The sequence below is a fragment of the Pedobacter ginsenosidimutans genome (assembly GCF_001442625.1).
GTDB lineage: Bacteria > Bacteroidota > Bacteroidia > Sphingobacteriales > Sphingobacteriaceae > Pedobacter > Pedobacter ginsenosidimutans.
Genome location: NZ_LMZQ01000002.1, coordinates 90,187 through 103,760 on the forward strand (window position 1 = coordinate 90,187; position 13,574 = coordinate 103,760).

At 36.9% G+C, this 13,574-nt stretch carries 8 protein-coding genes; 1 reads left to right on the forward strand and 7 read right to left on the reverse strand.

Features of this window, described 5'->3' with window-relative positions; translation table 11 throughout:
* The first annotated feature begins 546 nt into the window (after positions 1-546).
* Positions 547-981 carry a hypothetical protein gene (locus ASU31_RS02995; RefSeq protein ID WP_057930919.1) on the forward strand — a complete coding sequence of 145 codons (435 nt, stop codon included), beginning with the start codon at positions 547-549 and terminating at the stop codon, positions 979-981.
* Positions 982-1,318: 337 nt separating this feature from the next.
* On the opposite strand, the gene ASU31_RS03000 is transcribed toward ASU31_RS02995, so the two are convergent.
* The 7 genes from ASU31_RS03000 to ASU31_RS03030 form a co-directional block, all read right to left on the reverse strand.
* On the reverse strand, positions 1,319-1,990 hold the full coding sequence (locus ASU31_RS03000) for a hypothetical protein (protein WP_057930920.1): 672 nt from the start codon (positions 1,988-1,990) through the stop codon (positions 1,319-1,321).
* A 45-nt stretch (positions 1,991-2,035) separates the two neighbouring features.
* The gene (locus ASU31_RS03005; RefSeq protein ID WP_157257917.1) at positions 2,036-2,482 is read right to left on the reverse strand and encodes a hypothetical protein; all 447 of its coding nucleotides are present in this window, start codon (positions 2,480-2,482) and stop codon (positions 2,036-2,038) included.
* Positions 2,483-2,492: 10 nt separating this feature from the next.
* Complete coding sequence (locus tag ASU31_RS03010) at positions 2,493-3,956, reverse strand: RagB/SusD family nutrient uptake outer membrane protein (RefSeq protein ID WP_083505251.1); 1,464 nt, start codon at positions 3,954-3,956, stop codon at positions 2,493-2,495.
* An 11-nt stretch (positions 3,957-3,967) separates the two neighbouring features.
* A complete protein-coding gene (locus ASU31_RS03015; RefSeq protein ID WP_083505252.1) occupies positions 3,968-7,009 on the reverse strand; it encodes a SusC/RagA family TonB-linked outer membrane protein in 3,042 nt (1,013 codons plus the stop codon).
* Between the two features lie 564 nt (positions 7,010-7,573).
* Positions 7,574-8,449, reverse strand: coding sequence for a hypothetical protein (locus ASU31_RS03020; RefSeq protein WP_157257918.1), 876 nt, complete (start codon positions 8,447-8,449; stop codon positions 7,574-7,576).
* A gap of 22 nt (positions 8,450-8,471) precedes the next feature.
* Positions 8,472-10,142, reverse strand: a complete 1,671-nt coding sequence (locus ASU31_RS03025) for a SusD/RagB family nutrient-binding outer membrane lipoprotein (RefSeq protein ID WP_057930925.1) — start codon at positions 10,140-10,142, stop codon at positions 8,472-8,474.
* Positions 10,143-10,158: 16 nt separating this feature from the next.
* Positions 10,159-13,329, reverse strand: a complete 3,171-nt coding sequence (locus tag ASU31_RS03030; RefSeq protein ID WP_083505253.1) for a SusC/RagA family TonB-linked outer membrane protein — start codon at positions 13,327-13,329, stop codon at positions 10,159-10,161.
* Between the last annotated feature and the right edge of the window lie 245 nt (positions 13,330-13,574).

Here is a 13,574-nt window from a genome sequence, read left to right on the forward strand (position 1 = left end):
AGATAAATAGGTTATCGTAATTTACAGCTGGGGTGGTTCTATCAGCTGTAATTTAATTTTAACACCTAAATCAGAAAAGATTGATGAGTCATCCTGCATGATAGGGATTTTTGCAGTAGTTCGATCGTACATTATTGCAGCGTTTGCAATAAGTGTCCATACGGACGAACCCCGTAGAAGTTTTTTCATAAAAAATTTTAGTTTAGTTAATAATAATCCAAGATATGATTTAGTATTCTGTAATGCAAAATTTTACACTCTTAAATTTGTATTATCTCAAAAAAGACAAAATAAAATTAGCTTTTAGCTCTGCAAAAACCCACTTTTGGGAGAAAACAGGAATATTTCCGCAGGGCAAATAGACGAAAGTGAATGATTTTGATCTAAATTCCAACGTGTGCATCAGTTACACTTAATTTTAACAATAAATCGAAAATTGATTATTGAATACAGCCAACTATGCACTTAAACAATTCGCTAATAAAAACTTACTTTAATCGAGTTATAAATTTTATGTTAGTATATCTAATATACAAACTCAGAATTATGAAAATTTTATTCTTGTTATTTTTAGGAACAGTCGCTTTAAAAAGTAAGGCTCAAAACATGCCTGATCAATTAGGTCAAAGAGATGGTATTGCTTTTGCCGAGCAAATTTTAGGCATGTATGTGACACCAAATTTGCCTCCTGAAAGTGCTTTTGTAATGCCTAATTGGGGAACCAATATTCTTCAGACCCAAAATGGCAAAATAATTCGAAAAATCGAAATTAGCTCTGGTATTGCTGCCAGCTGGTATGATAGGGCAGTGAGTAATTATGCTTATGATTATGGAATTTTTGATTTTTATTTTACTTATCTTAATGACCTGTACTATAGCGCTACAACCTTTGAGGAGTCTTCTTATTTAACTGGAATGCTTTCAGGCTATTCAATGCGAATGTCCAATGTACAACCTGTAGATTTGCCACAAAATCCATGATAAATTACTATATCTTGATCGAGATATAGCATTAGTTTAAATGAGTAATCCTACTAAGTTTTTAAGAGCAGTTCATTATAATGGGCTGCTTATTGGTTTTATGAATTTATAAAAGCAATGTTTTCAGTTACATATGTAGAGATGACTTTGATTTTGCTGATATAAAACTGAGGCATTACAGACCAACAACTTATAAATGATTCAAATGGAGATTACCGCTTTCTCACTTGAGCATATGCAACCAACGTAGATGAAAGAATATTGACGCAGAAAAAGCAATGTCTGATGGGCCATTGCTTTTTTAATAATATACGTTAAGATGACGTGCCATTATTAGTTATTCTTTTACAATTGAAGAATAAAAGGTTAAGAATTTGATCAGATCCAGATCCTTCTTTAAATCGAGCTTGTTTTCCTTAATATAACTACTTAACTCTTCCTTTTTTGTTAACACATTTATAATAGACTTAGCCTCTCTCTTAACCTGAATAATGTTTTGCGAACTATCTATCAGGAAATAAAGAGGGCTCGTTGTAATTTTCTTTGTTATGGTAGCGGCATTGTACTCACGATCTTCTATTATGTTTTTGATATTTTTCTTTAAAAATTTAATATCTCCATCATAAATAACCTGGAAGTACGATTTCCCTGTAGTTTTAGAACCCGGCCTAAACCCACATCTAAATACTGCCGGCATTCCCTGGCTATCAAGTAAACCAAATTCTGTAATCCCGTCTACAAAAGTATAAACCTCTTCTTTCAATAAGTAAACAGGTACATCTTCAACTTCATCATACTTTAAAAGATAACCATCATTTTTTTTGCCGCCAGCAGATTTAACATATCCTTTAGACCAATTTTCATTAAAGTAAATATCTCCCTTTACTTCAGCGTATTTATTTGGAATTAGCGGCCTACCTGTAACATCCTGAACAATCTGTGCCCGTAACTTAGCAAATGGCGCCAAATAAATAGTGAAGAGTATGAGAAGCTTTAATTTATTAATCATGCAATATTGATTTAAAAAAAGGGAGGAAAAAATCCCCCCCTTTTTTTATTGAGTAATAGTGAGTGTATAGGTTTTATAATTTGCACTTGCTGCAATGGTACCATTACCTATCAGGTTAAGCACCACTGTTCTTGTTCCCGTAGCAATGTTAGCGGGAATAGCAGTAATCGTAATAGTAGCAGAACTACTATTTGCAGGAATAATTACTTTGCCTGTTGTACCACTTAAACTAAAGTGGGTACCGGCAGTACCCGTGCTGGTAGTAGCCACCTCGTACATAATTTCTGTATCAACAGATTGCTGATGCCCCACTAACTGTATGGTTGCTACAGCAGTACCCGGTGCTGCTGTAGTTCCTTTTTTAACGGTTGCAGTTAAGGGAACAAATTCTACAACATCTGGTCCGCCGTAAAGATTATCTCTGTTCTTCATGCAAGACATTGAAGAGATACTGATTAAGGTTAATAACAATAAATATATTTTCGATTTCATAATTGTAGTATTAATATCCGAAGTTTTGAGCAATATTAGGATTATTTTGAACTTCTGTTAGCGGTATTCTAGCTAACAACCTAAAGTCTGTGTATTGAATTGTAGAGTTAGGGGTTGCATTTGCAGGCAGGGTAGTCGTAGATTTGTTGATTGCTGAACCTGTTCTCAATAAATCCCAATACCTGAAGCCTTCGTAAGCCAATTCAATTCTTCTTTCTTTAAGAATTGCATCTAAAGTTACAGGTGTAGGGATTAAACCAGCTCTTAATCTAATTTTATCTAAATCTGCTTGAGGTGTAGCACCAATTGCAGAGCCATTTCTAAAATTAGCTTCTGCTCTGGTTAAATACATTTCACTTACTCTTATCAATTTAATGTTATCGTATTGAGGTCCTTTTGCGGCTGGATATTTTTGGTTCCAAAGAATTGCCTCAGAACCTTTCGTAATTGCAAACAATAAATCTTTACGCACATCACCTGTTTCATAGGCAGCAACTAGGTTTGCTTGAGGGGCGGCATCACCATAACCAGCTCCACCAATAGATGGAGGCAAACCAACATTGCTTCTGGTATAAAAAGAGCTTAAACCATCAGAACCAGCACTTTCCGTAACCTCAAAGTTCAATTCAAATATTGATTCGGGAGAGCTTGGCGAAGTAAAAATGGTTGCATAAGCAGCAGATTTTAATGCTGGCGTAACTGCGGTAGCCGGATCTACAAAAGTACCTACACCCGAAGTAAGCGCAGTATTAGCAAAAGTAGCTGCATCAGCCCAATCGCCATTAAATAAAGCAACACGTGCCCTTAAAGCATTCGCAGCAGCTAAGCTTACTCTTTTGGGGGCAAAGGTATTGTCTAACAATCCAAGAGCTGTGTTAAGATCTTTTTTAATTTGAGCATAAACCTCTGTAACCGTATTTCTTGATGGGTATTTAATATCCGCCGGGTAGTTTTCTACAAAATCAAGCGTAATCGGCACGCCTAAACTTCTACCTGAAACAATTTGTTGCGGATTATAACCATAGCTTTTCACCAAATCGAAATAAACCAAAGCACGAATAAAATAAGCTTCGCCCTGAAGTTGTTTCTTTCTCAGTGGGGTTAAGCCAGTAACCAACTCAGAATATTTAATTACACCATTTGCCCGATTGATGATGCTATAACCTGCGGACCATAAATCTACTGTTGCAGCAATAGTATTATTAGACTCTGATACGAATCGGTTAGAGTTGGTATTTACGATACGCATATTATCCGATAATAGTTCCGGAACGACAATATAGTTACGTCCATAATAACCGGTGGCCTGTAAAGATTCGTACAAACTGTTAACCAAACCCTCAACACCTGCAGCTTCTTGTAAAGCAACTGAAGATGAGATAGAGTTTTTAGGTTCTGTTTGTAGTGTTTTTTTGCAAGATGATGTAGCCATTAAAGCAGCAGCCATCATAAAGATTATATATCTATTTTTCATTACTATTATTATTAAAATCCAACATTTATACCAACAGTATAGTTCTTAAACTGAGGATACTGACCAAAATCACCGCTTGCATTTACAAATTCAGGATCAACACCTTGGTATTTAGTAATTGTCCAAAGGTTTAAACCTTGAGCATATACCCTAACAGAGCGAAGTTTTAATGATGATAACCACTGTTTTGGTAGATCGTAACCTAAACTAATGGTTTTTAAGCGAATGTAAGATCCATCTTCATAGAAACGATCTGACGTTGCATAAGATGATGAATGATTAATGCCACCAATGTTCAATACTGTTCCACCAAAATAAGGCTTAGGAATACCAGTAAACTGCCCTGGTGTTGTCCAACGATCTAAGTTGCTAACGTATTGGTTTCTATCTACAGTTGAACCCGCACGTTCGAAGAAGAATTTATCTTGATTTAATACCAAATTACCATAGCTAAATTGGAAGAAAGCGCTTAATGAGATCCCTTTGTAGTTGATTGTATTAGTTAAACCACCAGTATATTTAGGGTTTAAATCGCCTATATAACTTCTATCAGTTGATGGGTTTTGGGTATAGGTAATGTTACCATTTCCATCATACCACATTGCTCTACCGTCGGCAGGGTTAACACCAGCAGAAGTATAGGTATAAACAGAATTAATAGGACGATCAACTGCGATACCAAAGTTACCCCCTAATAAAGTTTGTCCATCTAACAACGCAAGGATCTTATTTCTGTTTAACGCAATGTTTGCATCCGTTCTCCAAGAGAAGTTATCCGTTTTAATGTTCAAAGTAGACAATTCAAACTCAAAACCTCTATTGCGCATTTTACCTACATTTTGTCTGATAGTACTAAAGCCGGAAGTTAACGGAAGTGGTTGATCTAATAATAAATTCGAGTTTACCTTGTTGTAATACCCGATTGTACCACTAATACGATCTTTAAATAAGTTAAACTCTAACGCAACATCAAGTGTTGTTGCGCGCTCCCAAGCCAATAATGGATTAGCCAAGTTTGATGGTGCCAAACCAGAACCTAATGTAGATCCTGTTCCAGAAGTTACATAATCTCCTGATTTTGCATAAAGCGCTCTGGAATCAAAATTTCCAATAGCTTGGTTACCTGTAGTACCATAACTTGCTCTCAATTTCAAATCAGAGATAAAGCTTACATCTTTCATAAAATCCTCTTGAGAGATACGATAAGAAACCGCTCCAGCAGGGAACCATCCAAAAGTATGCTCATTACCAAATCTAGATGAGCCGTCATACCTTACGGTTCCAGAAAGGTAATATTTGCTGTTATAATTATAATCAGCTTTAGCAAAATATCCTGCAGTTCTGAAAGTGGTATAAGAACCAGTGGTGGTTGTAGGTGTACTTCCAGATGAAACCTGAGTAAATTGATAAGAAGGGAAACCTTGTGAAGCAGCCAAAGAGTAGGTACGAACTTCACTACGATAATTGAAACCAACAATTACATTCAAGTTGTGCACCCCGGCAAATGTTTTAGTATAGTTTAAAGTTTGATCTGTTTGGAAGTTGGTGTTCCTTGTATTTCCAGCTGAAGCAGATCCGTTTACAGATCTTCCATCGCCAAAACGCGGATCGTTAAACGTATTTTCAACAATTTCCAAATAATCCACGCCATAGCTAGATCTGAAGTTTAAATCGTTAAAGATTTTGTACTTGGCAAAGCCGCTTCCAGTAAATTGGTTGGTAGTTGCTTTCTGCAAGTTAATTGATGCAATTTGAAGTACGTTATAGCTATCATAAGCCCCCGGCAAATTAGTATTATAACTGCCATCAGGATTGTAGATTGCATTATTTGGAGACTGCAATTGGGCTGTTCTACTAATGTTAGCAAACGCACCAGCACCAGATGTTGTATTCTGTGTAATTGTACTCAGGTTCATCGAGGTAGAAAAATCTAATCTGTCAGTCGCTTTGTGATCTAAATTAACTTTGATACTTCCTCTAGAAAAATCAGTACCGATCACCTGTCCTTTTTGTGTGCTGTAATTTCCGCCTAAATAAAACTGGGTTTTCTCATTACCTCCCCGCGCATTTACATCGTAATTTTGGGTACGGCCCTTTTGAGAAACTGCATCTAGCCAATCGTAAGTTGGTACATTATCAATAGAACCGAAAGGTGTTACATAAGTGTTATAAAAGCTGGTGTACTGAGTTGATGTTGCTCCATAACGGTTTGCGTAAGCCTCTAAAGATAACTGGATCCATTGAGGAGAATTTAAAAGCTTAGGTTTTGAGATAAAATCATTATAACCAATATAAGAACTTACATTGATTTGGGTTTTACCATTCTTACCTCTTTTGGTAGTAATGATTACAACACCATTCGCACCAGAAGCACCATAAATTGCAGCGGCAGATGCATCTTTTAATACGGTTAAAGATTCAATATCATCTGGATTTAAAGCGCTTAGTGCATTTGCACTTGTAGTGGAACTTGTAAAATCGCCAGAGTTTACCTGAACACCATCAACAACGTATAGCGGACTATTCCCTGCGTTGATTGAACCAATACCACGGATACGAACATTGATCGCTGCACCCGGAATACCGCTTGTTGATGTTACTTGAACACCAGCAAGTTTTCCTTGCATTGCTCTATCTACACTTTGAACTGGCATGTTTTCGATATCCTTTCCAGAAATTGTACTGGTAGAACCCGTTACATCCTTTTTGGCTTGCCTTAATCCGAAACCAGTTACCACGACCTCTTCTAATAGTTTAGAGTCATCGTCTAAAGTGATATTCAAGACATTAGATCCTCCGATAGATACTGTTTTAGCAGCATATCCAATTGAAGAAAACAGGAGTGTTTTTACATCAGGTGTTACTTTAATAGTATACTGACCATCAGCTCCAGTTACTGCTGCACCTTGCGCGCCAACCAGTTTTACACTTACTCCAGGGATAGGCTGTCCATCTCCTTTACCTGTAACTGTACCTGTAATTGTTCGATTTTGGGCCATTGCACTTACGGCAATAAACATAAATACAAACAAACTTTGTAGAAGTTTTTTCATGAAATTTAAGTTAGTTAATGATATAGTTATTTGAATTCCTAAATATAATGCAGTTTGCTAATAGTTTAACAAATTTTAACAAAAACAACGCTCATAATGACTTTATTTTGACAATAATTCTGTCTGATTAAAAAGGCGTTTAGGGGAGTTTTTCTACAAAATGTAGAATATTATGGGCACTTATAATCATATTTTAGCCCCAAATAGGCGAAAATTGCCATTTAAAAGCCATATACAACATGGCCACAATTTAAAAAAACTGTGCCAAAAAAATTAAATTTTATGTATAAGCAATTACACACTAAATTAGGTTTTAAACACAAATAGATTTTCTTAACAGGAAAATCTATTTATTATAGTGCTAAAATGGTTAATGAGGTTAGCCCCACATGGCTAAGCAGATAGAAAACGATTATCAAATTCGCTTATGAATACTTATAGCAATTTATAAAAGATCAATATAAAAAAGCGCCGGTCTAAAATGATTCCTTTGAAAGGACTCATTTTAGACCGGCGCAATAATAAGCTTATGTAAGCTGTTAAAGGATTAGCTACTTCTTGTTATTATTTCTTTTTAAGTTTTATTGTAAAATCGCCATAACTTCCCAAAGGAGAGGTATGTGACAATCTTACGCCAACCGTTAAATCACATGGCGCTACAGCATTTGCTGCACTACCAGCCAAACTAACAGCAGTGAATATTGGCGGGCCACCATAGCCACCATATGCTACACTTGCCGCTGATGTAGTATTATCTGTAGGATTAATCGTAATTACAATAGGCTTAACACTCACGTCAGTTCCATAAAAGAAAGATAGGTGTGTGGCATCAATAATGGTTACAGGAACCGTTTGTCCAGCAGAGTAATCAGCCCATTCATCAGTTACCACTGTATAAGGCACAATTGTACCAACAGCGCCATAATCGCTCATTTTAAACTGGCAAACTGCAGCAAAAGTAATTTGAGGCGTAGAGCCTGCAACTGAAGATAAGCCACCATTATTGGTCTCTCCTAAAGTAGAGAAGGCTGGATAAAATTTCCCACCTTCTGTAGTGATATTAGCACCAATGGTATAAGAATCACCAAGAACTGAAGATACACCGAAAAGCGACTTAATCTGGGTACCAGTAAGTGTAATGTTTGTTGGATAAGAAGTAACACCAGCCTGTATAGTTTTAACAACTGCAGCATTACCGTTTTTAATTACAACAATATCCAATTTAGAAGGCTTTACATCTTCCGGGTAAAACAATGAAACCGAAAATTTTCCAACAAAAGCATCTGGAGCTAAAGCAGAAATTGTAGCATCACCCGTTTTATCAACCGTTAACTGTGGAAGAGGTACCCTTTCAAGCGCCGGCAATTTAGGGTTATCTTCTTTACGGCATGCCGCGATAAAGAATGATGACATTAATAGATATATGACTAATTTTTTCATATTAAGTTAATTTAATAATGTTTTATGGTAACCAGAATGGCTTAAAAGTAGATGGATCTGATTTCTGTGCAGGAGCACTACCATTTGCAGATAATTCTGTATTAGACCAAGGTAAAGTTAATGGGTATTTTTTAGATACCTGAACATCTACTGCTGGTTGAACAGCCTGAGATGGATCTCCATTTATTGGAGGTTGAACTTTTCCTCCTGGCGCTTGCGCAGGGTTAGAAGGATCAAACAGCACAGGGAATTTAGTTCTTCTATAATCTGTATACGCATCTACTGCACTGCCATAACTTGAGATCCATTTTTGTGTCATAATAGATTCTAATTGTTGCGCAGGCTTTGCATCATACTGAGCCATAACCGATGCAATGTAAGCCGTTGCGGCTGGCGTACCTGCAACAGCAGGAACTGTTTGAGCAGGTTTTACATAAGTGGTAACCACATAATCAACCTGAGCGAATGCCTCGGTAATGGCGGCCTGCAAAGTTGCCTTTGCATCACCAGTAATCACACCTGCTTTCATTAACTCTGCTTTCATAAACAATACATCAGCATAAGTAATAAAACGGTAAGGAGCTGCACCAGTACCACTTGCCGCACTCGCTGTACCACCCGCACCATCATCATAACGACCACCAACTGGATATATACCAAACAGTGTCATAAAATTTTGTTGCGATTGTGCAGCGTTTGGTCCTGTTGAACCAAAATATATAGATAGAAAACCACCATCTCTATATTCCGTTGGATTTGTTGCTGAAGCTGTTGCTTTTATCTGGTTGTAAAAATAATAAGGAAGACGTGGATCTTTAATTCCTGTATAAATGTTGGGATTATATCCTTTTAAAATTTCATAAAACCAAGGACTTTGATATTGTGATCTTTGCGCTGCAAAATAATCTCCAAAACCAGGGTTTCTATCGTCAGTAGCGCCGTTAGGGCCAAATGGCAATAAGAAACTCTCTGCCGTTGTACTAATTAAATTGTTAGCTGTAATTAATGCATTTACATCAGCTGTCACATTTTTGGTTAAACGTTGTTGCAGCAACAGCTTCAATTTAATGGTATTTGCAGCCTTAATCCATCTAGAGATGTTGCCTTTATAGATTACATCATCATTACCAGGTACAATAAGATTTGATGCTGTTGCATTAAGATCAGCAATACCTTTATCTAATAAAGCAATTAATTGAGGGTAGATCTCAGACCCTTTATCGAATTTTGCACCAAATTTATTTTCAGAGACCAACTTGTTCACATCACTAAATGGAACATCACCGTAAATATCAACCATTTGGCTGTAGCCATAGGCTTTCAATATTTCCGCAATCCCAACATACTTCAGGTTACCTTTTGCAGTACCTTCCGAAATGATGAAATCCAAATTGGTAAAAACAGCAGTGTACATGCCCGTCCAACTATTCACAATATTGAAATTTGCTCCTGTAGCATTGTACTGATTCGGGTCTTCCCTAACCACTAAGCGGTGCATATACACCTCAAGTACTTGGGATATACCGCTTGAAGTAGCCAAATTTACACCTAGGTTTAATTGAGCTGCAGGCAGTAATTTATTAACACTTACAGAGGTAGGGCTATAAGGGTCTATATTAATATCCAGTGATTTTTTGCAAGAGGTTGCTAACAAAATCACCGCGGGTATAAAGTATTTTAATTTACGTATCATTATCGTATGTTTTTTGTTAGAAAGTTATGTTAACATTAAAACCATAGCGCTTAACTGTAGGTGCGGTAGAGAGTTCAATTCCCTGGATATTTGTTGCTCCAAAACTGTTGGTTTCTGGATCAAAATTGGTTCCTTTTGGAATATTAGGAGCATAAAACCATAAGTTTCTACCTGTTGCGCTTACGCGGATTGAGCCAATTGGCGTTTTCTTAAACCATGCTTTTGGAAGGTTATAACCTAAGCTTATTTCCCTTAACCGATACACTGTTCCATCATACACACTCCACTCATTCGCTCCGTTTGTAGCGAAAGTAGGTGCTCCACCTCCGTTAAAATAAAGATCGTTAGTAGTTAATCTGGTAATGTTTTGGATCTTGTTCCCGTTAGCATCTAAAATTGGCTGAAATGTATTGGCATCTCCATAAACACCTGGAATTACCCATGTTGTTTCTCTATCATCAGTTAGCTTTCCTGTACCACGACCCAACTCATTTTGGATAGTTGTAGAGTAAATACTTCCACCTTTAGTATAGTCTAACAAAGCGGTTAGCACAATCCCCTTATAAGTAAAGGTATTGGTAAAGCCCAATTTAAACTTAGGGTTAGGATCTCCGATAAAACTCGGCTCAATATTATCAATCAATGTACCCGTATTAGGATCGATCAATAAGTTACCTTCATTATCGCGTGCACTTGTAGTACCTCTTAGGTAACCATATGGCATCCCAGCTTCTGCATAAGCAGAATAACCTGTTGAAGCCGCGAAACCAGCTAAATCGATTCTAGTTACGCCATCCTTCAACTTATCAACCATATTTTTATTACGTGTGAAGGCTAAAGTAAGATTCCAGTTAAAATCTTTGGTTCTAACAGGCACTCCTGTTAACTGTACCTCAAAACCTTTATTACTGATCTGGCCAATATTGGTATTGTAAAATTGATATCCAGAACTTGCAGGGGCATCAATTGCCTGAATTAAATTGGTTGAGATTTTGTTGTAATAAGTAAAATCAAAGTTAATTCGCTGAGAAAAGAAACTTAATTCTGTACCCACCTCAAACTCTTTGGTAAACTCTGGTTTTAAATTAGGATCGTTTGCTGTAATATTTGAACTGGCATTAGGCACACCTAAGAAATTGGAGTTAAAACTAAAACCATTGGTTATTCCATATGGGTTCGCATCTCGGCCTACTTTTGCATAACTTGCTCTTAACTTTCCATAATCAAGCACTTTACTTTTCAACTGAAAAGCATCGGTAAAGATGAATGTTCCTGAAATTGCCGGGTAGAAATAACTTCTGTTATCAGTCGGTAGGGTTGAAGACCAGTCATTACGTCCGGTGGCAGTAATGAAGGCGTAGTTTTTATAACCAAAGGTTGCTTCACCAAAGATACCAAAAATCCTTCTTCTGCCGTACGAATCTACTAAGAACGATTGCTGAACAGTATTGTTTAGATTATGTATCCCTCTCTCAATAAATTGATTTCCTCTATTAGCCTGTCTAGTGGTCGTTCTCTGATTAAAGTTGAAACCAATTAAACCGTTGAAAGTAAAATCTTCGTTGATTTTTGGTTTTAAGTTTAATAAAGCGGTTGATTCGATTTCTTGTTTCCGAAAATTGTCTAGTGTTAATCTACCCAATCCTTCAGCGGCTCTAGAGCTTACTTCGATCACCTCACGTCTACCAAGTGTATTTACGTTTGTTCCTACAGCAACAGAAAAATTGGCCCATTTAGTAATGTCGTAATCTGCTTTTAAGTTTGCGATAAAACGCTCTTCCGCAGTGTTAGTTGTATTATATTTAGCAGACCATAATGGGTTATCAAACTGTCCGGCCCCAGCATAAATAATACTGTTTCCGTTTTTATCCTCAAAAGGAAGACTTAAATCCCAGTTACGTCCTAAAAATAATGTTCTTGAAAACAGTGAAGGCGCACCATTTTGGGTTTCACCGAAATAACCCCCATTTTGTACAGAACGGCTATAACTTAAGTTTCCACGGATATTTAAACCGTTATCCAATTTAGAACTACCACCAACCGCAATATTTGTACGGTTATAGTCTGAGTTGGTAACATATCCCTTTTGATCTAATTGCGACGCTGTAATTACGAAAGCGCTTTTTTCGTTACCACCATTTAGGTTGATGGAATTCTCTAAAACATAACCATCTTTAAACAAGCTGCTCACGTTATCCGGATAAGCCTGATAAGGAACCTTACCTGTAGGGAATAACTCTGGATAGGCGGCTAAATACGCAGGCCAAGCTGGAATTTCTTTTAGCGCTCCGCCAAATTTAGGACCCCATGAACCGTTTGAAGCAGAATAGTTGCCATAAGAACCAGTACCATAATTGTTTTGAAGCTCAGGCAATTTAGCAATTTGCTCCAATGAAGCTGAACTCTTTAAATTGATTTCCAGTCCTTTTTTGCCTGCTGTTGCACTGCCTGATTTTGTGGTAATCAACAATACACCATTTGACGCTCTGGAACCGTATAAAGCTGCAGCACCAGATCCTTTAAGTACCTGAATGGAGGCAATATCGTTTGGATCGATGTTTGCAAAACCACTTCCATAAGCACCCCCACCGCCTAATTGGCTTGATGTAGTTACCTGATCATTGCTATATGGCACCCCATCAACAACAATTAATGGCTGTGCATCACCGGTAAAAGAAGTATTACCACGAATCTGTATACGTGTAGCTGATCCTGGTGTACCCTGAGAAGCACGGATATCAACACCCGCTACTTTACCTTGAAGTGTTTTTAATACATCGGGCTCAGAAACCTGGGTAATTTGTTCGTTGTTTACCTTTCCAACACTTGCACCAAGAGATCTTGATTGACGCACAACACCGAAAGAAGTAACTACTACCTCATTTAATTGTTTTGCATCTGGCGCTAATGAAATATTAATCGAATTTGATGCGCCTACAGTTGATTCTGATGCGGCATATCCGATGTAAGAAAAGACCAAAACTGATCCGTTTTTTGCAGTAATTGAAAATTTACCGCTGGCATCTGTCGTCGTGCCATTCTGTGTTCCTTTTACCCTTACACTTACCCCAGGAATCGGAAGTTTATCATCCTGAGAAGTAACAGTACCAGTAACCGTTCGATCTTGTGCAATTGCATTTACAGCAAAAAACATAAGAATGAACAAACTTTGTAGAAGTTTTTTCATAATTAGAAAATAGGTTAGTTAATGATGGGCCTAATTTAAGGGATGAAAAGGATGTTAGAAAATTTTTTTTAACAATTTTTAACAAAAGTGCCAAAACAAAAACTAACAAACTGTATTACAGATAATTATGAAATGTTAAATATTATTTTTGTGTTAAAAAATGTTAATATAATATTAATTAAAGGTGATTTTACATACTTTTTAATCTTAAATCCTAGCTTTCAAACTAGAAATTTAGGAGCTAA

Excerpts from the sequence above, each read along its gene's own strand:
- ASU31_RS03010 (WP_083505251.1), bottom strand. The coding sequence starts at position 3,956 with ATGAAAAATAGATATATAATCTTTATGATGGCTGCTGCTTTAATGGCT.
- ASU31_RS02995 (WP_057930919.1), top strand. The coding sequence starts at position 547 with ATGAAAATTTTATTCTTGTTATTTTTAGGAACAGTCGCTTTAAAAAGT.
- ASU31_RS03020 (WP_157257918.1), bottom strand. The coding sequence starts at position 8,449 with ATGAAAAAATTAGTCATATATCTATTAATGTCATCATTCTTTATCGCG.
- ASU31_RS03015 (WP_083505252.1), bottom strand. The coding sequence starts at position 7,009 with ATGAAAAAACTTCTACAAAGTTTGTTTGTATTTATGTTTATTGCCGTA.
- ASU31_RS03005 (WP_157257917.1), bottom strand. The coding sequence starts at position 2,482 with ATGAAATCGAAAATATATTTATTGTTATTAACCTTAATCAGTATCTCT.
- ASU31_RS03030 (WP_083505253.1), bottom strand. The coding sequence starts at position 13,329 with ATGAAAAAACTTCTACAAAGTTTGTTCATTCTTATGTTTTTTGCTGTA.
- ASU31_RS03000 (WP_057930920.1), bottom strand. The coding sequence starts at position 1,990 with ATGATTAATAAATTAAAGCTTCTCATACTCTTCACTATTTATTTGGCG.
- ASU31_RS03025 (WP_057930925.1), bottom strand. The coding sequence starts at position 10,142 with ATGATACGTAAATTAAAATACTTTATACCCGCGGTGATTTTGTTAGCA.